The 22,654-nt window shown below is 70.2% G+C and carries 21 protein-coding genes; 1 reads left to right on the top strand and 20 read right to left on the bottom strand.

Going from position 1 to position 22,654, the window contains the following annotated elements:
* Positions 1–2: 2 nt before the first annotated feature.
* Genes HH310_RS32215 through hisD form a run of 6 tightly spaced genes read right to left on the bottom strand, consistent with a single transcriptional unit; the run spans position 3 to position 4,063 of the window.
* A complete protein-coding gene (locus tag HH310_RS32215) occupies positions 3–308 on the bottom strand; it encodes a hypothetical protein (RefSeq protein ID WP_169179481.1) in 306 nt (101 codons plus the stop codon).
* On the bottom strand, positions 309–926 hold the full coding sequence (hisH, locus tag HH310_RS32210; RefSeq protein WP_169179480.1) for an imidazole glycerol phosphate synthase subunit HisH: 618 nt from the start codon (positions 924–926) through the stop codon (positions 309–311).
* The gene (locus HH310_RS32205; RefSeq protein ID WP_169179479.1) at positions 923–1,078 is read right to left on the bottom strand and encodes a hypothetical protein; all 156 of its coding nucleotides are present in this window, start codon (positions 1,076–1,078) and stop codon (positions 923–925) included. The genes hisH and HH310_RS32205 overlap by 4 nt, the downstream gene beginning before the upstream one ends.
* Positions 1,075–1,683, bottom strand: coding sequence for an imidazoleglycerol-phosphate dehydratase HisB (hisB, locus tag HH310_RS32200; RefSeq protein ID WP_169179478.1), 609 nt, complete (start codon positions 1,681–1,683; stop codon positions 1,075–1,077). Before hisB ends, HH310_RS32205 begins: the two co-directional genes overlap by 4 nt.
* Positions 1,680–2,759, bottom strand: a complete 1,080-nt coding sequence (locus HH310_RS32195; RefSeq protein ID WP_169179477.1) for a histidinol-phosphate transaminase — start codon at positions 2,757–2,759, stop codon at positions 1,680–1,682. The genes hisB and HH310_RS32195 overlap by 4 nt, the downstream gene beginning before the upstream one ends.
* A complete protein-coding gene (gene hisD, locus HH310_RS44340; protein WP_169179476.1) occupies positions 2,756–4,063 on the bottom strand; it encodes a histidinol dehydrogenase in 1,308 nt (435 codons plus the stop codon). Before hisD ends, HH310_RS32195 begins: the two co-directional genes overlap by 4 nt.
* Positions 4,064–4,165: 102 nt before the next feature.
* Between hisD and HH310_RS32185 the strand changes: the two genes are divergently transcribed.
* Complete coding sequence (locus HH310_RS32185) at positions 4,166–4,876, top strand: LON peptidase substrate-binding domain-containing protein (RefSeq protein ID WP_169179475.1); 711 nt, start codon at positions 4,166–4,168, stop codon at positions 4,874–4,876.
* A gap of 768 nt (positions 4,877–5,644) precedes the next feature.
* Here HH310_RS32185 and HH310_RS32180 read toward each other — a convergent pair.
* The 14 genes from HH310_RS32180 to ftsZ form a co-directional block, all read right to left on the bottom strand.
* Positions 5,645–6,133 (bottom strand): hypothetical protein, encoded by a 489-nt coding sequence (locus HH310_RS32180; protein WP_169179474.1) that lies wholly within the window; start codon positions 6,131–6,133, stop codon positions 5,645–5,647.
* A 1,561-nt stretch (positions 6,134–7,694) separates the two neighbouring features.
* Entirely contained in the window at positions 7,695–11,228 is a 3,534-nt protein-coding gene (gene dnaE / locus HH310_RS32175; protein WP_169179473.1) for a DNA polymerase III subunit alpha, read from the bottom strand.
* 80 nt (positions 11,229–11,308) lie between these two features.
* A complete protein-coding gene (locus HH310_RS32170) occupies positions 11,309–12,844 on the bottom strand; it encodes an AAA family ATPase (RefSeq protein WP_169179472.1) in 1,536 nt (511 codons plus the stop codon).
* A gap of 204 nt (positions 12,845–13,048) precedes the next feature.
* Positions 13,049–14,017: a hypothetical protein gene (locus HH310_RS32165; RefSeq protein ID WP_169179471.1), complete on the bottom strand. Its 969-nt coding sequence runs from the start codon at positions 14,015–14,017 to the stop codon at positions 13,049–13,051.
* Positions 14,018–14,034: 17 nt separating this feature from the next.
* On the bottom strand, positions 14,035–14,919 hold the full coding sequence (locus HH310_RS32160; protein WP_248294647.1) for an RluA family pseudouridine synthase: 885 nt from the start codon (positions 14,917–14,919) through the stop codon (positions 14,035–14,037).
* A gap of 38 nt (positions 14,920–14,957) precedes the next feature.
* Positions 14,958–15,479 carry a signal peptidase II gene (gene lspA / locus HH310_RS32155; protein WP_169179513.1) on the bottom strand — a complete coding sequence of 174 codons (522 nt, stop codon included), beginning with the start codon at positions 15,477–15,479 and terminating at the stop codon, positions 14,958–14,960.
* Positions 15,480–15,547: 68 nt separating this feature from the next.
* Positions 15,548–15,970, bottom strand: coding sequence for a TraR/DksA family transcriptional regulator (locus tag HH310_RS32150; RefSeq protein WP_169179469.1), 423 nt, complete (start codon positions 15,968–15,970; stop codon positions 15,548–15,550).
* Between the two features lie 248 nt (positions 15,971–16,218).
* Positions 16,219–17,751, bottom strand: a complete 1,533-nt coding sequence (locus HH310_RS32145) for a potassium/proton antiporter (protein ID WP_169179512.1) — start codon at positions 17,749–17,751, stop codon at positions 16,219–16,221.
* Between the two features lie 64 nt (positions 17,752–17,815).
* Positions 17,816–18,451, bottom strand: coding sequence for a hypothetical protein (locus HH310_RS32140; RefSeq protein ID WP_169179468.1), 636 nt, complete (start codon positions 18,449–18,451; stop codon positions 17,816–17,818).
* 42 nt (positions 18,452–18,493) lie between these two features.
* The gene (locus tag HH310_RS32135; RefSeq protein ID WP_169179467.1) at positions 18,494–19,312 is read right to left on the bottom strand and encodes a DivIVA domain-containing protein; all 819 of its coding nucleotides are present in this window, start codon (positions 19,310–19,312) and stop codon (positions 18,494–18,496) included.
* A gap of 51 nt (positions 19,313–19,363) precedes the next feature.
* Positions 19,364–19,669, bottom strand: a complete 306-nt coding sequence (locus HH310_RS32130; protein WP_169179466.1) for a YggT family protein — start codon at positions 19,667–19,669, stop codon at positions 19,364–19,366.
* Positions 19,670–19,691: 22 nt separating this feature from the next.
* Positions 19,692–20,390, bottom strand: a complete 699-nt coding sequence (locus HH310_RS32125) for a cell division protein SepF (RefSeq protein ID WP_169179465.1) — start codon at positions 20,388–20,390, stop codon at positions 19,692–19,694.
* A gap of 254 nt (positions 20,391–20,644) precedes the next feature.
* Complete coding sequence (locus tag HH310_RS32120) at positions 20,645–21,349, bottom strand: YggS family pyridoxal phosphate-dependent enzyme (protein ID WP_169179464.1); 705 nt, start codon at positions 21,347–21,349, stop codon at positions 20,645–20,647.
* Between the two features lie 20 nt (positions 21,350–21,369).
* Positions 21,370–22,503, bottom strand: coding sequence for a cell division protein FtsZ (gene ftsZ / locus HH310_RS32115; RefSeq protein WP_169179463.1), 1,134 nt, complete (start codon positions 22,501–22,503; stop codon positions 21,370–21,372).
* Positions 22,504–22,654: the final 151 nt, after the last annotated feature.

The following is a 22,654-nucleotide window of genomic DNA, read 5'->3' as shown; positions in this document are numbered from 1 at the left end:
CTCTATGCCTTTCTGCCTAGTACCACGACCACCAGCGCGGGCAGAGCCACGATGATCACCGCGGTCAGTACCACCCGCAGCGCCATGTCCGGCACCAGCAGCCAGATCAGCGCGGCCGCGGCGAGCGGCACCACGACGATGCCCACCCGCTGACGCCGGCTGCGCCGATAGAGCCGTCCGGACCGGCCGACGCGTGGTTTGAGTTTTCGCATGGCGGCCCGCCGACGGGCGCGCCGTTTCTCGTTCGCGAGCTTCTTTTCGAGCACGGCCAAGCGCTCGGCGCGACGTCGCGCCCGTTCCTTCGACATCTACAGCCCGGCCACCCAGTTGCGCAGCAGCGCATAGCCCGCGTCGGCGGACTTCTCCGGATGGAACTGGGCGGCACTGAGCGAGCCGAGCTCGACCGCGGCGGCAAAGGGCTCGTCGTGGCTCGCGGTGGTCACCTTGGCGCCGGCTTGGTGCAAGACGTCAAGATCAGTTGCCGCGTACGAATGGACAAAGTAGAACCGGGTGTCGGATGGCACGTCGCGCAGCAACGCGGACTCGTCCGCCACCTCGACCGTGTTCCACCCCATGTGCGGGATCCGATCCGCGGTGAGCCGGGTGACCCGGCCGGGCAGCAGCCCGAGCCCCTTCGTCTCGACGCCGTGCTCGACACCGTGGTCGAAGAGGATCTGCATGCCGACGCAGATGCCCAGCACCGGCTTGCCGTCCGCGACGCGCTCGGCGATCACCGGCCCGGCCCCGAGCGCGTCGATTCCCGCCATGCACGCCGCGTACGCCCCGACCCCCGGCACCACCAGGCCATCGGCCTCGCGGGCGGCGTCCAGGTCGCTGGTCACCGTGACATCGGCACCGGTGCGCGCCACGGCCCGTTCGGCGCTGCGCAGATTGCCCGAGCCGTAGTCGAGAATGACGACGTTCATCCCGGCAGCATCCACGCGACGCCCCCGGCCACGGCCAGCCCGGCGAGCACCCCGACCAGGCCGATGCTGAACTTCGTGGCACCGGACTTGACCATCTGAATCACACCGCCGGTCAGGACGCCGGCCACGATGAACAAAATGACCGCGATCATAGGACGCCCTTCGTCGAGGGAAGCTGGCCGACGTTGCGCGGGTCGATCTCGACGGCCTCGCGCAGCGCCCGGGAGAACGCCTTGAACTGCGCCTCCACCACATGATGCGCGTCCGGCCGGGAGCCGTCACGGGCCGCCCGCAGCACGCTCACGTGCAGGGTCAGCTTCGCGGCGAAGCCGAACGACTCGAAGATGTGCCGGGTCATGCTGGTCGGGTAGACCGGCCCGATGTACGGCGCGAGCTCCGGCTCGTCGTGCACCACGTACGGGCGGCCGGACAGGTCCACGGCGGCACGGCAGAGCACCTCGTCCATCGGGATCGTCGCCGACCCGTACCGCCGGATGCCGGCCTTGTCGCCCAGCGCGCGCGAGAACGCCTCGCCGAGCGCGATGGCCGTGTCCTCCATGGTGTGATGGGCGTCGATCTCCAGGTCGCCCTCGGTGCGGACGGTCAGGTCGAACCCGCCGTGCTTGGCGAGCTGGTTGAGCATGTGGTCGTAGAAGCCGACGCCGGTAGCCAGGTCGCCCTTGCCGGTGCCGTCGAGGTCGATCTCGACGAGCACCTTGGTCTCCTTCGTGACCCGCTCCACGCGTGCGGTCCTCATGCCATCGCCTCCAGGAACGCGTCGGTCTCCGCCGGGGTGCCCGCGGTGACCCGTAGCCAGCCTTGCAGGCCGACGTCGCGGATCAGTACGCCTCGGTCGAGCATCCGCTGCCACACCTCTTTCTGGTCTTTCTGGTCGCCTTTCTGGTCGCCGCCGACCTCGAAGAGCACGAAGTTCGCGTCGCTGTCGGCCACCCTCAGGCCGCGCTCGCGAAGCGTGGACACGATCCGGTCGCGCTGCTGTTTGATCGCGTCGACGGTCGCGAGTAAGGCGGTGCGCTGCGCGAGCGCCGCCCGCGCGGCCGCCTGCGTCAGGCTGCTCAGGTGGTACGGCAGCCGGACGAGCTGGACCGCGTCGACCACGTCGGGATCGGCGGCGAAGTAGCCCAGCCGGCCGCCGGCGAACCCGAACGCCTTGCTCATCGTGCGGGTCACCACCAGGCGGCGATGCCGGCCGAGCAGCGTCAGCGCGCTGGGGGTGCCGGGCCGGGCGAACTCGAAATACGCCTCGTCGACCAGCACGATGCCCTTCGCCGCGCCGAGCACCGCGGTGATCACCTCGGGGTCGAGCGCCGTGCCGGTCGGGTTGTTCGGCGAGCAGAGGAAGACCACGTCCGGGTCGTGCCGGCGGATCTCCTCCGCGGCTTTATCCGGATTTATGCCGAAATCTGGGTCGCGCAGCGCGCCGACCCAGCGGGTGCCGGTGCCCTGCGCCAGCAGCGGGTGCATCGAATACGACGGGCCGAACCCCAACGCCGTACGCCCGGGGCCGCCGAACGTCTGCAACAGCTGCTGCTGCACCTCGTTCGACCCGTTGGCCGCCCACACGTTCGCGACCGTCAGGCCGTGGCCCAGATAGTCGGCCAGGTCGGTCCGCAGCGCCACCGCGTTGCGATCCGGGTAGCGGTTGAGGTCGCGCAGCTCGGCCTGCACCGCCTTGCCGATCGCCTCGACCACCTCATCCGGCAGCGCGTACGAGTTCTCGTTGGTGTTCAACCGCACCGGGACATCGATCTGCGGGGCCCCGTACGGCGTCTTGCCCTTGAGGTCCTCACGAATCGGAAGATCGTCGATCACTGGAACCTCCCCTTCACGGCGTCCCCGTGCGCGGGGAGATCCTCGGCGTTGGCCAGGGCCACGACATGCCCGGACACGTCCCGGAGCGCCGCCTCGTCGTATTCGACGACGTGGATGCCACGCAGGAACGACTGCACCGACAGCCCCGAGGAGAACCGGGCACAACCCGCGGTGGGCAGCACGTGGTTGGAGCCCGCCGCGTAGTCCCCCAGCGACACCGGCGACCAGGCACCGACGAAGACCGCGCCGGCGTTGCGGACCCGCATGGCCCACTGCCGCGCGTCCCGCGTCTGGATTTCCAGATGCTCGGCCGCGTACGCGTCGACGACCGCCAGCCCGTGCTCCAGATCGTCGACGAGCACCACGCCGGACTGCTCACCGGTCAGCGACGTACGCACCCGCGACTCGTGCTTGGTCGCGGCCACCTGGCGGATCAGCTCGGCCTCGACCCGGGTGAGCAGCGTCTCCGAGTCGGTGACCAGCACGCTCGCGGCCAGCGGGTCGTGCTCGGCCTGGCTGATCAGGTCGGCCGCGACGTGCCGGGGGTCGGCGCTGTCGTCGGCGAGGATGGCGATCTCGGTGGGCCCGGCCTCGGCGTCGATGCCGACCGTGCCCTGCAGCATCCGCTTGGCCGCGGTCACCCAGATGTTGCCCGGCCCGGTGATCACATCCACCGGCTCACAGCGGTCCGTCTCGTCGGCGCCGTCCGAGCCGTAGCCCAGCATCGCGATCGCCTGCGCGCCGCCGACGGCATACACCTCGTCGACGCCGAGCAGCGCGCACGCGGCCAGCACCCGGCTGTCCGGCAGTCCGCCATTTTCACGCTGCGGGGGGCTGGCCACCACCAGGCTCTCGACCCCGGCCTCCTGAGCCGGAACGACATTCATGACCACCGTGGACGGATAGACCGCCAGCCCGCCCGGCACATACAGGCCGACCCGGCGCACCGGAACCCACCGCTCGGTGACCGTGCCCCCGTCGACGACCTGGGTCGTCACGTCGCTGCGACGCTGATCACGGTGCACCTTGCGGGCCCGCTTGATCGACTCCTCCAGGGCTGCCCGCACCTCCGGCTCCAGCGTGCCGGCGGCCCGGGCGATCGCCGCCGCCGGAACCCGCAGCCGCTCGATGGCCACCCCGTCGAACCTCTGCGTCGCCTCCCGGATCGCGGAGAAACCATGCTGATGGACCGCCTCGACAACGGGACGGATCTGCTCGACCGCCGCGGAGACGTCGAGCCGGGCACGGGGCAGCAGGCCGCGCGGGTCCCGGCGGGAGCCACGCAGGTCGGTCCGATTCAGCACGGCACAAGTTTAGGCGTAGATCCCCGGGGCGCCTTTTACCAGGCCATCACTTGGGACGCGGCTGATCTTTGACCATGGTGCGCCCCCCGTTACGCTGAAACGGTGAGTGAGCGGCTGCCGGTGTTCCCCCTGGGTACTGTGCTGTTTCCCGGCCTGGTGCTGCCCCTGCACATCTTCGAGGCGCGGTACCGCACCCTCGTGCGCGAGCTGATCGCCAGTCCGGCCGACGACCCGCACGAGTTCGGCGTGGTCACGCTGCGCCGCGGCGCCGAGGCCCCACCCGCCGACGAGGCCGAGGACGACCTGGTCACGGCGCTGGCCCCGGTCGGCCGCGAGGATCTCTACCCGGTCGGGTGCACGGCCGAGCTGCGCCAGGTCACCGAGCTCCCGGACGGCCGCTACGACATCATGACGGTGGGCCGCCGGCGCTTCGCCATCCGCGAGATCAGCCAGGGCGACGAGCCCTACTTGATGGCGTCGGTCGACTGGCTGCCCGACGAGTCGAGCGACGACTTGGCCGAGCTGCTGGCACCGCGCGCGCTGGCGGCGTTCCGCACGTACCTGGACCTGCTCCGCCCCGACTCCGAGATCCTGGACGCGGTCCCCGCCGACCCGACGGTCCTGTCCCACCTGATCGCCGCGACGGCCCAGCTCACCACCGACGAGCGCCAGCTGCTGCTGGCCGCCCCCGACACGGCGAGCCGTTTACGCGCCGAGCTGAAGCTGCTCAACCGCGAGGCAGGCTTGCTGGCAAAGGTCCGGGCGGTCCCGGTCCCGCTCTCCGACCTGGCCCGCCCCGCCAGCCCAAACTAGACGAGTGCCTCCGGCTCCGGGTCAGTGGCCGCCCGCGCAGGCCGCGTGACCGCCGGCGCAGGCCACCCGCGCAGGCCGCATGGCCGCCCGCGCAGGCCGCATGGCCGCCCACGCAGGCCGCGTGACCGCCCGCGCAGGCCACCCGCGCAGGCCGCGTGACCGCCCGCGCAGGCCACCCGCGCAGGCCGCATGCCGCCCACGCAGGCCGCATGGCCGCCCACGCAGGTCGCGTAGCCGCCCGCAGGCCGCATGAGTTAAACGATCAGTGGCTGGGTCGCCGGAAACGCCGTATTCCGCCTCGCCGCTCGGCGGAACATTTCCGACATTTCCGGAAACCGGTCGAATCGGGTGACCGTTAGGCCCCGCGGGCAGCGCGCCGCATGTCCATTATCTGGGCTCGCCGACCGCCTGCTGAGATCGGCGACCACATTCTGGAACCGGTGTCCATGATGAGGGATCGCCGTCCACTGTAGAGGAACTTTTGTCACAAAATGCGGCATTTATGCCGCAGACTTTCTCCGCTGGATGTGAACCTTGGAGAGTTATGGCTCGTATATGGGCGCAACTCTCCAAGGTTCACAAAAAGCCCACGATGTGGCGACGATGTCCACGCAGTGGGAACGCCCGCGCACGAACGCATCGCCACGCCACGCCATGCGATGCCATGCCATGCCATGCGATGCGATGCCATGCCATGCAATGCGATGCCATGCGATGGCACCACGACGATCGCGACGGCCATAGCGGCGGCACGCATCGGGTCGCGCGTCAGCCCTGCGGAGCCTCGACCGATTCGTTCGGGTTTGCCGCGGCCTCGTTCGGGCCGTAGCCCGGTTTCGCCCCCGGCTCATCGAGATCCGGATCATTGGACCAGCCGGCCAGTAGCGTCAGCGCGACAGCCGCGATGAACGCCGGCACCAGCGACGGCCCGATCGAGTGCAGCTCGGGCGGCGCGACGTTGGTCGCCCCCTGCTGCGCCGTCGCCTCCCACGCCTTGTACGCACTACGACCGATCATCTCGCCGACCGTGGGCGCCGAGTAGTAACCGGCCCCCAGCAGCCCGACCACGATGCCCAGCAGCAGGAACGGCCCCCGGTCCCGGCGCAGCACCAGCCAGGCGACAACCGCAACGACCAGCCCGAACCCGAGCCCCAGCAGCGTGAACCACCCATCGGCCGCGATGAACTCCTCCGGCGACGGGTCATTGATCAGGATCTTCCCCCCGATCGCGATGGCCGGCGTCCCCGGGGCGAGCACGTGCCACAAGACTCCCAACGGCACCCCGAGCGCAAAGATCCCAAGAGCCACCGAAACAGCCACAATTACCGTACGCCGCCAGGACCGCGCCTTCTTCGCCCGGAACCCGAAAAACCCCGCCCGCGACTCCGACCCCTCGGGCCCGCTGGGATGAGCAAGCCCGTATGCGGCCTCCGCCCCGTAGCCATACGGCACCTGGTCGCCCGCCTCCCCGTCGAGACCCGCAGCGCCCGCGTCGCCGTAACCGGCTAACCCACCCGCGGCACCGCCACCGCCCGGTAACCCACCCCAAGCCGCCGCGTCAGTTTGCCAGGATGCCGACCCCGCCCCGTCGGGTCGCGGGAACGAAGACCCCACCCCAGCCGACGCGTCGGATCCCGAGAACGAAGAACCCGCACCGCCTGCCGCGTAGGATCCCGGGAACGAAGAGCCCGCCCCGCCCGCCGCGCCGGCGTGCGGGAAGCTTGCGCCGGGCGAAGCCGCCGTGCCGTTTCCGGCGAAGTTTGCCGGCAGGGGCGAGCCGTTGACCGGGCTGGACGAAGCGTCGCCGGGCTCGTCCGCGGCCGGCTGACCAGGCGCGCCGTACGCGACGGGGTCTGCGGTCGGATCGGCCGGCGGCGGGCCGGACTGTTGCGGCTGAGCCGGCTCCTGACTCGGGTTCACCCCTCGATCCTGCCAGGTCTTCCTGTCAGCGTCCGCCACCCCTGCGCAACCCCGACGCCACGCAGCGTCCCACCAGCTCAACCCCACCAGTTCAGCCCGCCGACGACCGCGAGCCACGGCGCAAAATCCCCGCGCACCCGCCAATCCCGACAAATCCGCCCGCCGATTCGGCACCGCGCGAACCGGTTGGCCGCACCCGCGACGCCAACGGCGCCGCCGGCAGATCAGCGCGGCAGCCCCGGCCCCACCGCAAGCCCGCGCCGCACTTGCGCACAGATCAACGCGGCAACCACCGTCCGACCCCGAGCCCCCGCCGCACTTACGCACAGATCAACGCGGCAACCACCGTCCGACCCCGAGCCCCCGCCGCACTTACGCACAGATCGACGCGGCAACCACGGTCCGAAGGGCCCCGAGTCCGCGCCGCACTTGCGCCAGCAAACCACCCGTCGGCCACAGCCGACCGCGCCCGTTCGTCGCTTGCGCGCAGGCTCGCCCGGTGGCCGCCGCAAGCCCACAACCCCGCCCCGCCCCGCGCTACCAGTTCGATCCAGCGGCCAGCCAAAGACCGCAACCCACCTCTGGCTCGCAGCAGCAGACCAGCCCCACAACCGCAGCAAGACCGCAACCACCACCCGCCCGCCCGCAGCAGCGCAGACCAGCCCGTGAGCCGCAACCACCACCCGGCCGGAACAGCGGACCAACGGCGCAGCCGCAACCACCACCCGCCCGCACGAGCAGACCAGCCCCCGGCCGCAACCACCATCCGGCTGCGGCGGCAGGTCAGCCCGGTGGGCGCGGCAGGGCCGTGACCAGACGCCTGGCTCGCGGCGGCAGCCGCCGGAGGCGGGGGGCTGGGCCGGTGCGGTTGGGGAGCCGCGCCGGCGTACCGGATGGGTCAGCCCACCGCCGACGGGCCCAGGATGGTTTTCAGGTCTGCTCGCAAGGCCGGCGTGGGGGCCACCCGGACCGCGCCGAGGCGGAGGACCGTGGTGCGGCTGCCGTTCTGCAAGTGGACGTGGACCTCTGAGTCGCCGGGGTGGCTGGTGAGGATCTCCTTGAGCTCGGAGACCAGCGGCGGGGTGCAGCGGGTGATCGGCATGGTCAGGGTGATCGGTTTGCTGTCCGGATTGTGGCTGATGTCGGGCAAGGACATGTCCATCGCCATGATGCGTGGGGTGTCGTCGCGGCGGTCGACGCGGCCGCGGACCACCACGATGGCGTCCTCGGCGATGTACTGGCCGATCACCTCGTACGTGTTCGGGAAGAACAACGTCTCGACGCCGCCGGCCAGATCCTCCAGCGTCGCGGACGCCCACGCCCGGCCCTGCTTGGTGATGCGCCGCTGCACGCCGGTCAGGATGCCGGCCAGCGTGACGATCTGGCCGTCGGCGACCGAGCCCTCCTCGTTCAGCGCGGCGATCGTGGTGTCGGCCGAAGCCTGCAGCAGTTGTTCGAGGCCGGCCAGCGGATGGTCGGAGACGTAGAGGCCGAGCATCTCCCGCTCGAAGGCCAATTTGTCGCGCTTGTCCCACTCGTCGTCGGTGATGGGCGGCATCGCGACCGTGGCCGAACTGCCGCCCTCCGCGTCGCCGAACGCGCCGAACAGGTCGAACTGGCCCGCGGCCTCGTTGCGCTTCACGTCGGCGTACGCGTCGATGGCCTCGGCGTGCACGGCGAGCAGGCCCTTGCGGCTGTGGCCCATCGAGTCGAACGCGCCCGCCTTGATCAAGGATTCAATGGTCTTCTTGTTGCAGACCACCGCGTCCACCTTCGACAGGAAGTCGTAGAAGTCCTGATACGCGGATTTCTCGGTGCGGGCGCGGGCGATCGCGTCGACCACGTTGTGGCCGACGTTGCGGACCGCCGCCAGACCGAAGCGGATGTCCTTGCCCACCGGGGTGAACGGGCCCGCCGACTGGTTCACGTCGGGCGGCAGGACCTGGATGCCCATGCGCCGGCACTCGGCCAGATACATCGCCATCTTGTCCTTGTCGTCGCCGACGCTGGTCAGCAGCCCCGCCATGTATTCGGCCGGGTAGTGCGCCTTGAGATACGCCGTCCAGTAGGACACCAGCCCGTACGCCGCGGAGTGTGCCTTGTTGAACGCGTAACCGGCGAACGGGACCAGCACGTCCCAGACAGCCTGGATCGCCTCGTCAGAAAAACCCCTGGCACGGCACCCGTCTCGGAAGGGGCCGAACTCCTTGTCGAGGATCTCCTTCTTCTTCTTACCCATCGCACGCCGAAGAAGATCGGCCTGACCCAGGGTGTAGTCCGCGAGGATCTGCGCTGCTCGCTGCACCTGCTCCTGGTAGACGATCAGACCGTAGGTCGGCTCGAGGATCTCGCGCAGCGGCTCCGCCAACTCCGGGTGGATCGGCGTAATGTCCTGAAGCTTGTTCTTACGCAGCGCGTAGTTGGTATGCGACTCGACACCCATTGGGCCCGGCCGATACAACGCCAGCACGGCCGAGATGTCCTCGAAGTTGTCCGGCTTCATCAACCGCAGCAGCGACCGCATCGGGCCACCGTCGAGCTGGAACACGCCCAGGGTGTCGCCCCGGGCCAGCAGTTCGTACGACGGGGCGTCGTCGAGCGGCAACGCCAGCAGATCCAGGTCGAGCCCGTGGTTCAGCTTGATGTTCTTGACCGCGTCGTCCAGGATCGTCAGATTTCGCAGGCCCAGGAAGTCCATCTTGAGCAGCCCGAGCGTCTCGCAGGTCGGGTAGTCGAACTGCGTGATGATCACCCCGTCGGCGGGGCGGCGCATCAGCGGGATGTGGTCGATGATCGGCTCGGCGGACATGATCACGCCGGCCGCGTGCACACCGGTCTGCCGGATCAGGCCCTCGATGCCCCGCGCGGTGTCGATCACCTTCTTGACGTCGGGGTCCTGCTCGTACATCGTCCGGATCTCGCCGGCCTCGCTGTACCGCTTGTGGTCCTTGTCGAAGATGCCGGCGAGCGGGATGCCCTTGCCCATCACGTCGGGCGGCAGCGCCTTGGTGATCCGGTCGCCGACCGCGAACGGGTAACCGAGCACGCGCGCCGAGTCCTTGATCGCGGCCTTCGCCTTGATCGTGCCGAAGGTGGCGATCTGGGCGACCTTGTCCTCGCCCCACCGGTCGGTCACGTACTTGATGACCTCGCCGCGCCGGCGCTCGTCGAAGTCGATGTCGACGTCCGGCATCGAGATGCGCTCCGGGTTGAGGAACCGCTCGAAGATCAGCCCGTGCGGCAGCGGGTCGAGGTCGGTGATGCCCATCGCGTACGCCACCAGCGAGCCCGCGGCCGAGCCACGGCCCGGGCCGACCGCGATGCCGTTGCGCTTCGACCACTGGATGAAATCGGCGACCACCAGGAAGTACGCCGGGAAGCCCATCTGGATGATGACGCCCAGTTCGTATTCGGCCTGCTTGACGTGGGTGTCCGGGATGCCGTCCGGGAACCGGTGGTGCAGGCCCTCGTACGCGACGTGCCGGAAATACTCCTCCTCGGTGTAGCCGTCCGGGATCGGGAAGCGGGGCATCAGGTTCTTGAAGGTGAACATGCCGTCGGTCTCGACCCGCGACGCCACCAGCAACGTGTTGCGGACGCCCTCCTGCCAGGCCTCGGAGGAGTCGACCGCGCGCATCTGGTCGGCCGACTTGACGAAGTAGCCCTTGCCGTCGAACCGGAACCTGTTCGGGTCGGCCACGTTGCTGCCGGTCTGCACGCAGAGCAGCACGTCGTGGGCCTCGGCCTGCGCTTCGTACGTGTAGTGCGAGTCGTTGGTGACCAGCGGCGGGATGCCCAGCTTCTGACCGATCTCGAGCAGGCCGTCGCGCACCCGCTTCTCGATCGACAGGCCGTGATCCATGATCTCGAGGAAGTAGTTGTCCTTCCCCAGGGCCTCCTGATACATCGCCGCGGACTTCAAGGCCTCGTCGAACTGGCCGAGCCGCAAGCGGGTCTGCACCGTGCCGGACGGGCAGCCGGTGGTCCCCATGATCCCCTCGGCGTGCTCCGCGATGATGTCGAAATCCATCCGCGGATACTTACCGAGCTGGCCCTCCATCGAGGCCCGCGAGTTGAGCCGGAACAGGTTCTTCAGCCCGACCGCGTTGCGCGCCCACATGGTCATATGGGTATACGCACCGTTACCGGAGACGTCGTCGCCCTTCTGCTCCGGGCGGCCCCACTTGATGCGGCTCTTGGTCAGCCGGGACTCCGGAGCCACGTACGCCTCGACCCCGATCACCGGCGTGATGCCGGCGGCCTTGGCCTGCGTATAGAAGTCGTACGCCCCGTGCATGTTGCCGTGGTCGGTGATCGCCGCGGCCGGCATGCCCAGCCGGGACGCCTCGGCGAGCAGCTCTTTGACGCGGGCAGCCCCGTCGAGCATCGAATACTCGGTGTGCACGTGGAGATGCACGAACGAGTCAGACACTCCGGGCCCCCTTTAGTTGTTGTACGACTGCGAGAGACTCTAGCCCCGACCCCCGACACTTTCCGGGTATCAAACGCGGGTCACTCCGCGAATGGCTCGATCATCACAGATGCGGCCCGCAGCCATGCCTCGCGCGTCTCGACCTGAAGATCCTGATACTCGATCGACGAGCCCACCTCGAGAGCCGGATCGTACGGGACCACGGCGACCGCGCGGGTGCGGGTGGTGAAGTGCTTCACGAAGTCGTCCAGCAGCGGCAGCGGCCCCGGCGCCGGGCAGGAGATCAGCGTGACCGCGTTCGCGACCAGGTCACCCATGCCGCTCTCGTCGAGCACGTCGAGCATCCAGTCGGCGGTGAAGGCGGCGTCCTCGCGCGGCACCGTGGTGATCACCAGCTGGTCGGCCTGGCGCATCACGGTCTGCCAGTTGACGCTCTCCACGTTGTTGCCGGTGTCGACGCAGATCACGTCGTGCGTGCGGCGCAGCAGGTCCATCACGCGGCGCACCGTGCCCTGGTCGAGTCGCTGCGCGAAACGCGGATTCTCCTCGCCGGCCAGCACGTCGTACGACCCGTCCGAGGCGTGCCGCAGGTACCCGTCGAGCTCCTGCAGCAGGGCATCGCCGTGCAGATTCTCGATCTGCATGAGATCGGCGAGAAGATGCTTGATCGTACGGGCGTGCCGGGCGCTCCCGGCTCGCAGGCCGAGGGTGCCGCGCAGCTCGTTGTCGTCCCACGCGAGCACGCCCCGCCCCCGGACGCTGCCGATGGTGGCGGCGGCCAGCACGGTCGCGGTCGTCTTGTGCACGCCGCCCTTCGGGTTGGCGAACGCCAGCACCCGCGGCTTGCCCACCTTGCGCCGCATCACCGCGACGGCGCGTTCCCGCTCGTCGTCCGGCCGGGTCTGACGCCACTCGATGCGGGCCGCGGCCGGCGACGTCGGTTGCGGCGCGACGGCCGGGCGAACCGGCTGCGAGGCGGGCGGCGCAGGCGCGGACACGGGCGGCGGCGCAAGCGGCGCAGGCGCGGAAACGGGCGGCGGTGCGAGCTGCGCGGGCGGCGGCATCACCGGAGCGGCCGCGGAGGCCCGGATCTGCGGATAGTCCCGGGCCGGCGGCGGTGCGACCGGCGCCGACCGCGCCGACGGGCTGAAGAAGCTACCCGGGTCCGAGCGGCGCGCGGGCGTCTGCTCCCCCTGCCGCGACTCGGCCTGCCAAGACTCGGCCGGCCGCGACTCGGCCTGCCTCGACTCGGCCTGCCACGGCTCAGCCGGACGCGACTCCGCCTGCCAGGAATCGGCGGCACGCGTTTCCTGCTGCCGCCCCTGCCAGCGCGGATCAAGCGGATTGATCGGCCGCGGCGGCACCGCAGCCGGCTCGGCCCGGCGCGGCTCGTACGGCGTGGCAGCGGGCGCGGGCCGCTCGTACGACCCGCGGGAATCCAGCGGATTCACCGGCCGGCGCGTAGGAAGCGGCTGCGAATACTGCTGCGGCGCCTGCGGAGTCTCGGGCTCGGCCGGCTCGTCCGTGTTCCGGGCGTGCCGGGCACGGTCGAGCAGCGCCCGCCAGCGCGGGGCTGGTTCCGCAGGCCGGCCCCAGCCGGTCTCGGTCCCATCCACGGCTAGTCCTCCCTGCCCGTAACTCTCGGTGATGCCCGTCGCCCCGGGCTCCTCGCCCCTGACAGGCTACGGAGCGAACCCTATTCAGGCCACTACCTGATGGACCTTCCTGGTCGCTCGCGTGCTCGAACATCGGCAGCACGGTTGCCGACGGGTGACCGTGCGTACGTATCGTGGACGAGAAACCTAACGCCCGGACCGCGATCAGGGTGCTGCCGGTGAACGGCTCGGCACGTCCTGAGCAGGCTTCGCGTCTGACGCAGAGGGTACGGCAGGGCGATCCTCCGATGTGGGGGCGGCGGGGCGGCTCCGGCTGTCGTCACCGCTCGATGAGGCGGATCTCACAGACGGAACCCCGAGCGACGACAGTATCGGCGCGGACGTACGGGTGGCAATGCCCGAAACATCGTTTGGCACTACAGGCGAGGGACCGGAGTCGGGCGGCACCGTGCCGGACTGCTCGGGCAACGGCGGCCGGAACTCGGTGCGGTCCAGGCGAAGCACCTCGGGCGCGGGGTCGACCACCCGGACGCCGGGGCGGGTCGCCACTCCCTGCAATGTGGTCGGTGCGCCGCGTATCACCGCGGCGAACACGCAGGAGCAGCCGGTCCGGTACGCCGCCGCCTCCGCGGCCGCCGAGACCGCCGCCGCCTCGTACGCCTGCCGGGCCCGCACCTGATCGGCCGCGGTGCGGCGGCTGAGCTGGCGGTACTCGGCCGCTTCCCGGTCGCGGTCCAGCGACGCGTCGAGCATCCCGGTCATCACGTCGGCGGGCAGCCGGTACACCGGGATGCGGACCACCTGGGTGTGCACTCCGGACAGCGGCACCCGGGTGTAGACCTCGGCCACCGCGGCGCCGGAGAACAGGTCCGGCAGGCTGCCCGGTGCGACGTACCTGTCCAGGCTGACCAGCGCCCACGTGTCACCGGCCACCGGCGCGGACGCTTTGGTGAGGGAGGCCAGCTCCTTGCGCGCGGACGCGATGTATCCGCCGACGGTCTGGCCCTGCACGACCCCGACGCGTACCACGTCGCCGAGGTCGTCGTCGGGCAGCGCCTGCCGGCGGCTCACCCAGAGCGCGCCGAGCAGGACCACACCCACGGCCAGGACGGAGAACGCGATCACCGTACGGAACGAGACCGCGCCGTGCACCGCCTGGTCCGCGGACCCCAAGCCGGACTCCCCCGCGTTCAGCTGCCGTCCCGCAGGACGTCCAGCGCGTACCTGAGGTCGTCAGGGTATTCGCTGACGAACCGGACCTCATCCTGCGTCCGGGGGTGCAGGAACCCCAATTCCCGGGCGTGCAGCCACTGCCGGTTCAGGTTCAGCCGGGTCGCCAGCGTCGGGTCGGCGCCGTAGGTCAGGTCGCCCACGCACGGATGACGCAGCGCGGAGAAGTGCACCCGGATCTGATGCGTACGCCCGGTCTCCAGTTTCACGTCGACCAGGCTGGCCGAGCGGAACGCCTCGATCGTGTCGTAATGCGTGACACTGGGCTTACCGCTCGACATCACCGCGTACCGGTAGTCGGCCGTGGGGTGCCGGTCGATCGGCGCGTCGATGGTGCCGCGCAGCGGATCGAGGTGACCCTGCACCACCGCGTGGTAGCGCTTGTCCACCTCGCGTTCCTTGAACGCGCGTTTGAGAACGCTGTACGCCATCTCGCTCTTCGCCACCACCATGAGTCCGGTGGTGCCGACGTCGAGGCGGTGCACGATGCCCTGCCGTTCGGCGGCGCCGCTGGTCGCCACGTTCTGCCCCATCGCGGCCAGTCCGCCGATGACGGTCGGGCCGGTCCAGCCCGGACTCGGGTGCGCGGCCACGCCGACCGGCTTGTCCACCACCACGATGTCGTCGTCGCTGTAGATGATGGACATGCCGTGCACCGGCTCGGCCACCACGGCGGGCGCGGTGACCGGCGGCGGCAGCGTCACCTCCAGCCAGGAACCGGCGCTGACCTTGTCGGACTTGGGCCGCGGAAAGCCGTCGACGAGCGCGTCACCGGACTCCACCAGCGTCGCGGCGGCCGTGCGGGACAGCCCGAACAGCCGCGACACGGCCTGGTCGAGCCGCATGCCGTCCAACCCGTCCGGCACCGGCAGGCTGCGGCTGGTCACGACGCTTTCTCTTTCGCCCGTACGCCTCGACGCCCGTCCCGTTGCCGGCCGGTGAGCTCCAGCAGGATCGCCAGGATGACCCCGACCGTGAGACAGCTGTCCGCGATGTTGAAAACGGCGAACTTCTCCCCGTACGGCGCGAACGCGCTGATCATGTCGACCACGTGACCGCGGAACGGGCCCGGCGCGCGGAACAGCCGGTCGGTGAGGTTGCCGAGCGCCCCGCCGAGCACCAGCCCGAGCGCGATCGCCCACGGCACCGACCGCAGCCGGGTCGCCATCCACACGATCCAGCCGACCACCACCAGCGTGATCAGCGGGAACACCCACGTGACGCCGGTGCCCAGGCTGAACGCCGCTCCGCTGTTACGCAGCAGCGACAGGTAGATCAGGCCGCCGAGGATGCGAACCGGCTCGCCCTCGGTCAGGTGCTGCGTGCTGAGATATTTCACTATCTGATCAACAGCCACCGCGAGCACCGCGACGGCCGCGAGCACCGCGATCGCCCGGCCACGCATGCCAGGCTTGTGCTGTTCCTCCGGGTCCGGCTCGCTCACCGTGGCCGCTCCCGCTGCCTCGTCGGCGTTCAGCGTCGTTCCTCCAGCTGCTTACAGGTCACACAAAGGGTCGCGGACGGGAACGCCGCCAGTCGCTCGACCGGGATCGCGTTGCCGCACCGCTCGCAGTAACCGTAGTTGCCCGCGCCGAGCCGGTCGATGGCGCGTTCCACCTGTGTGATCCGCTCCAGCAACGTGTTCGCGAGGGTGATCTCCTGTTCTCGCTCGAACGTCTTGGTGCCGGTGTCGGCCTGGTCGTCACCCGCCGAGTCGGCGAGCCGTTCCCGTTGTAGCTCGTTGATCTCGACAAGTGATACCTCGTACTCGGTCTGCAGCTCGTCGCGACGCTCGACCAGCGCGACCCGGATCTTCTCGGTTTCCGCCGCGGTGCGGGTCTTCTTCACGGGAGCCTTCTCGGTCGCGCCCGACGTGGTGCTCGTTGCTTTGGCCATGGTCGCTCCCTCGGCCACGCCCGGCGGCGCGGCGGTCAGCGGTCCCGGGACCCGGCGTCGCCTACGCCGGTCCCGCTGTCAAACCGGCCGCTCTGCCCCGAGCGGCCGTCCCCCACCTGCACGAACGGCGCGGCCGGAGAACCGCCGCGCGCACTCAATGAGGATGGCAAGGATACGGTGCGTAAACGAAGCCGACAACCAACCCCACCGGATCCTTCGTTTCTGGCACCCACCCGGCGGAGATCATGTTACGGCTGCTCGCGGCCGTCCTCACCGAACCATCGGGCCAGCCGGCCGCGCCGGCTCACCGCCCGCAAGCGGCGTTCGGCCACGTCCCGTACGGCCGCGGTGGTTACGATGAGCATCGCGTCACCGGTGCGCAGCCGGGTGTCCGGCCCGGGCACGAAACCGGCGCCGTCGCGCACCACCAGCGTCACCGAGGCCCCGACCGGCAGGCGAAGCTCGTCGATGTGCACGCCGGCCAGCCGCGACCCCTCGGCCACATCGATCTGCAGGAGATCCGCGTTCATGTTCTCCAGCGGCGCGGTCTCCACATGCACCTCGGCCGCCTCGGCCGGCGCCGTGATCCGCAGCAGCCGGGCCGCCGGTCCCAGCGTGCTGGCCTGCAGCAGGGTGAAGATGACCACCAGGACGAAGACCGCGTCGAACAGCCCGAGCGCGCCCGGCGTCCCAGCCGAGAGCGGGATCGTGGCCAGCACGATCGGGACGGCCCCGCGCAGCCCGGCCCAGGACAGGAACGCGCTGCCGCGCCAGCCGACCCGGTTGCCGGGCCGCCGCGGGCCGCGCAGCGGACGGGCGACCACCGCCGAGATGATCACCGAGAGCGGGCGTGCCAGCAGCACCAGGGCGACGCCGACGACCAGGGCCGGGACCAGGGCGGAGCCCAGCCGGTCGGGCGAGACGAGCAGGCCGAGCAGTACGAACAGGCCGATCTGGGCGACCCAGGCGAGGCCGTCGGCGAAACCGAGGATGGCCCGGCGATGCGGGAGGCGGCCGTTGCCGAGCACGACGCCGGCGACGTAGACCGCGAGGAATCCGGACGCGTGGGCGACGGCGCCCACGGCGTACGCGAGAACCGTGAGCCCGACCGCGGCGATGGGATAGAGGCCCGAGGAGGGCAGCGCGGCCCGGCGCAGCAGCCAGACGCCGCCGGCGCCCACCAGATAGCCGAAGGCGGCCCCGGCGGCCAGCTCGTAGACCACGATGAGCAGCTCGTACCACCACGGGTGCCCGGACACGTCGGTGGCGCTGAGCAGCACGACCAGCAGGACGACCGGGGCGTCGTTCATGCCGGACTCGGCCTCGAGGGTGGCCACCACCCGGGGTGGCAGCCGCAGCCGGCGCAGCGTGGCGAAGACGGCGGCGGCGTCGGTCGACGACAGCACCGCGCCGTAGAGCAGCGACAACCGCCAGTCGAGCCCGAGGATCCAGTGCACGGCGAGCCCGACCACGACGATGCTGACCGCGACGCCGACGGTCGCCAGCGTCGCGGAGAGCCCGAGCACCGGCCGCAGGCTGCTCCACCGCGCGGTGAGGCCGCCCTCCGCGATGATCACGATGAGCGCGCAGAGCCCGAGCGTGCGGGTCAGTTCGAAATCCTCGAACTGGATGCCGAGGCCGGCCTCGCCGATCAGGACGCCGAGGGCCAGGTAGACGAGAAGGCTGGGCAGGCCGAGCCGGGTGGACCACCGCACCGCGGCCACGGCGACGAGCAGGACCGCCGCTCCGATGAGCAACGCGAGGTCCAGCCTCCCGGCCACCTCAGCCGCCACCGTCTTCGAGCATGCCCCATTGTGCCGATCAAGGTGCCTGGATGTGCACCCCTCAGCTGTGGGCCGCGGCGGCAGCCAAGCGATCCACCGGCCGGCACAGCCCGCACGGGCTGAAGCCGAGCTCGATCGCCTCGTTGACCGGAACCGGCTCGGCGAGCTTGCCGACCAGATGCGGGCAGTCGGCCAGGTGATAGCGCGGACGCCCGTCGACCACCAGCACCTCGGCGTCCATCCGGGCCACCCGGACAGCGTCGGCGGGGCGCACCGCCTGGGGCAGCGGCTCGTCGTCCGGGTCGTCGGCGTCCGGTTCGGCGAACTCTTCCTCGTCGTCGGCCTCGTCGGAAGCGGCCGGAGTGGGCACAGGAGCCTCATCGGCGGACAAATCGCCCGCAACGGAATCCGGCACCGGCTCGAACTGGACGGTGTCGCGCGCGGCCTCGGCGAACTCGGGCTCGGCCGCATACGTCGGCTCGGCGTCGGGCGCGAACTCGGGCGCGGCCGGGAACGCGGGCGCGGGCTCCTCGGCCACGCGCTTGGACGCCGTCTGGCGGGCGCTGATGACCAGGGCCACCGCAGCCAGCAGACTGGCCACGATGGAGCTGATCAGCAGGTTGCTCGATCCGCCGGTGAGGCCGAGAACGAGCAGCGTCACCGCGACGAGGATGAGCAGCAGGCTAGCGGGAATCATGGCTCATCCTCGTCGTCGGTGACGGTCGATGAAGGGGCGGCGTCAGCGCCCGGACTCGATGGCACCGGCGCGGGTGCCGCCGTACGAGCTGGCGAGACCGGCCGCGGCGAGACCGCCGGAGCCGCCGACGGCCCGGCCGGTGTCGGCACGCGACATCTCCGCCTCGAGGCCCTGGCCACGACCGTCCAGGTCGCGCAGCTGGCTCTCCAGGTAGGCCTTGAGGCGAGTGCGGTACTCGCGCTCGAACTGCTTGAGCTCCTCGATGTGCTTCTGCAGCGCGGAACGCTTCGCGTCGAGGCCGCCCATGGCCTCCTGGTGACGCTGGCGAGCGTCGCGCTCGAGGGCGTCGGCCTTGGCGCGGGCCTCGCGGGTGACCTCCTCCGCCTTCGACCGGGCGTCGGAGAGCAGCTTGTCGGCCTCGCGGCGGGCGTCGGCGACGTGGTCGTCGGCGGTGCGCTGGGCCATCATCAGGACCCGCAGGGCCTGCTGCTCGCCGTCCGCGCCGCCGGCGGCGGGGCCGGCACCGACCGGTCCCTGGGCACGCACCTGCTCGAGCTCGGCCTGCATCTGCCGGGCGGCCTGCTCGGCCTGCGCCTTGTCGCGCTGCACCCGGTCCAGCTGGGCCTTGACTTCGTTCAGCTCCGCAGCGAGGCGGGGGTCGGCACCCGGGCCGGCTGGTGCGCCACCCCGACCGCCACGCTCCACCTGGGCACGCAGCTCGTTGTTCTCCTCGATCAGACGGGCGAGCTCACGCTCGACCTCGTCCAGGAAGGCGTCGACCTCCTCCTCGTCGTACCCCCGCTTGCCGATCGGGGGCTTCTTGAAGGCGACGTTGTGCACGTCGGCCGGGGTCAGCGGCATCGAAACTCCTCGGGTCAGTCGCGGCCGCGGTTGGGGCTGCTGTCTATCTAGCTAGCTGAAGTTGTTAATCAAGCTTTCCAGCACGAACGCATAGAGCACGAACAGGATAACCAGCAGCACGATGGAAGCTAGGTCCAAACTCACGTTACCAATGCGCAGCGGAGGGATCACACGCCTCAACGCCTTGAGGGGCGGATCAGTGACGCTCCACACCGTTTCGAGTGCCGCCGAAGCCCCGCGACCAGGCTGCCAGCGTCGGCCGTATTGGAGTACCGCACCGAGCACGAACCTGGCAAGCAGGACTAAGAAATAGACGTATACCAAGAGGTACAGGATCTGAAAGACGATCGACAGCACGCTGGTGGATCCCTCGTTCGGGTCAACTCTGGTTGAAGAACCCACCCTCAGCGATCTTGGCCTTGTCCTCCGCGGTGACCTGGACATTCGCCGGTGAGAGCAGGAAAACCCGGTTGGTCACGCGCTCGATCGTACCGCGTAGACCGAACGCCAGACCGGCAGCGAAGTCCACCAGACGGCGGGCATCCCCTTCATCCATCTCGGTGAGGTTGATGATCACCGGAACGCCGTCGCGGAAGTGCTCCCCGATCGTGCGCGCCTCGCGGTAGGTGGTCGGGTGCAGCGTCGTGATCTGGTATCGCTGCTCGTCCTCGACCTGCCGGGGGGCCGGCGACGGCTGGTGCACGGCCTGCGGCGCGAGCGCCAGGTTCTCCCGGGTGGAGTAGCTCATCGGAGCGGCGGCCTCACTGGACGTGGTGGAACGCGTGATCGACCGGACGCTCGCCCGTTCGGGGCGTTCCACCCGATCGTGGTCCTCGAGGTCCGCGCGGGACAGACGCTCGGAGATGCGGGTGCGCTCGGACCGCGCCCGTGGCACCGCTCGCTCCTCCTCCATCTCCTCGTCCTCGTCGGCGAACTCGTCCGCGTAGCGATCGTTGGAGTACCGGTCGCGGTCACGGTCGCGGTAGGAGCTCTCGCGGTATCCCCGCTCGTCGTAGCCGCGGTCGTCGTCCTCCTCGACGAGGCCCAGCCAGACGCCCGCCTTACGAAGCGCGCTCATGCGTTCACCCCATCCCGCACCCGAGCGGTTCCCCGCCCGGCGTCGACCTGACCAGTCATGTCCCCCACCTTCGTCCGCTGCACGGAACGCGCCCCCTGGGCGAACCGCATTCCCCCCTCGTGCGTACCGGAGCTCCGGTAACGGATCCCCGCCCGCGGTACTGCCGTGCCGTCCCCGCGCCGGCGTACCCCCGGTGTGCCCCGGAAACGCGTCGCGTTAAACAACACCTATGTAGTTTGCTGCCCGCCGCAAGGCTACCGCAGCTGGTTTCGCATCCCGAGCAAAGAAGTGCCTATCCGTACGTGTGTCGCTCCGTGCCGTACAGCCGCTTCCAGATCGCCGCTCATCCCCGCGGAGATCGCCGCCGCCTCGGGATGGGCCTTGACCAGCCGCTCGGAGAGCCCGGCCAGCCGTTCGAAGGCGCGGTCCGGGTCCCAGTCCATCGGCGCCACCGCCATCAGTCCGCGTAACCGCAGGTGGCCGGCGGCGGCGACGGTGTCGGAAACCCGCCAGAGATCATCGCCGACGGTGCCGCCGCGCGCCGGATCGCCGTCGATGCTCACCTGGATCAGCACCGACAGCGGGCCGGCCCGCAGGACCGCCGCCCGGTCGAGCGCCTCGGCGAGGCGGGCCGAGTCGACCGACTCGACCACGTCCGCGTACGCGGCGACCGACTTCGCCTTGTTCCGCTGCAACTGGCCGACGAAGTGCCAGCGCACCTTCGCACCGCCGGCCGCGGCGGCCAAGGCCTTCGGCGCCGCCTCCTGGTCGCGGTTCTCGCCGACATCGGTGACGCCGAGCTCGCTGAGCAGCACCACGTCGCTGGCCGGGTACGTCTTGGTCACCGCGACCAGGGTGACCTGGCCGGCCGGGCGCCCGGCCGACGCGCAGGCACGCGCGATCCGCTCCCGTACCTCGGCGAGCGAGGCCGCGAGCTGATCACGGCGTCCGGGAACCATGGGGGGCGTACGCGTGGGTATCAGGAACCGTTCTTCAGGAAGTCGGGCACATCGACGTCATCGAACAATACGCGGCGCGGCGGCGGGGTGGTCGCGGCCGGCGGCGGCGTGACCGGGGCCGGAGCCGGGGTGTTCGCCGGGACGGCCGGGGCCGAGGCCGGCTGCGGGACCACCTTGCGAGCCGGCTCGGACGGCTTGTAGGAGGGGGTGCCCCCGTCGAAGCCCGCCGCGATCACGGTCACCCGCACCTCGTCGCCGAGAGCGTCGTCGATGACCGCGCCGAAGATGATGTTCGCGTCCGGGTGCGCGGCGTCGGTGACCAGCTGCGCCGCGTCGTTGATCTCGAACAGGCCGAGGTCGGAACCGCCGGCGATGGACAACAGCACGCCACGCGCACCGTCCATGCTCTGCTCCAGCAGCGGGCTGGAGATCGCCTTCTCGGCGGCCTCGACCGCGCGGTTGTCGCCGCGGGCGCTGCCGATACCCATCAGTGCGCTGCCGGCGCCGCTCATCACGCTCTTGACGTCGGCGAAGTCCAGGTTGATCAGACCGGGCGTGGTGATCAGGTCGGTGATGCCCTGGACACCGGAGAGCAGCACCTGGTCGGCCTGACGGAACGCGTCCATCATGCTGATGCCACGGTCGCCGAGCGCGAGCAGACGGTCGTTCGGGATGACGATCAGCGTGTCGCACTGGTTGCGGAGCTCGTCGATGCCGGCCTCGGCCTGCACCTGGCGGCGCTTGCCCTCGAACGAGAACGGCCGGGTGACCACGCCGATGGTGAGAGCGCCGAGCTTGCGGGCGATGTTCGCGACCACGGGCGCGCCGCCGGTGCCCGTGCCGCCGCCCTCGCCGCACGTCACGAAGACCATGTCGGCGCCCTTGAGCACCTCTTCGATCTCGTCGCGGTGGTCCTCGGCGGCGTTCTTGCCGACTTCCGGCTGCGCGCCGGCGCCCAGCCCGCGGGTCAGCTCCCGGCCGACGTCGAGCTTCACGTCGGCGTCGCTCATGAGCAGCGCCTGTGCGTCGGTGTTGATAGCGATGAACTCGACGCCCTTGAGCCCTACCTCGATCATGCGGTTCACGGCGTTGACGCCGCCGCCGCCGATACCGACGACTTTGATGACCGCCAGGTAGTTGTGTGGAGGTGTCATCGGGCTCAGCCTTCCCTTCCGGGGTTGGCGGATGTCGTGGGCCCCGTGCGGTCCGCGAGGAACCGCAACTTCGACATCCGCTGCCACTACAAGGGAGGGCGAGGAAACCCTCACCCTCTACTAGAGGCTTAGGGTTATGTCAACCACTGAA

The organism is Actinoplanes sp. TBRC 11911, from assembly GCF_012933445.1.
Taxonomy (GTDB): domain Bacteria; phylum Actinomycetota; class Actinomycetes; order Mycobacteriales; family Micromonosporaceae; genus Actinoplanes.
Note: the sequence above shows the minus strand (reverse complement) of the source record. Positions and strands in the feature narration are given on the sequence as shown.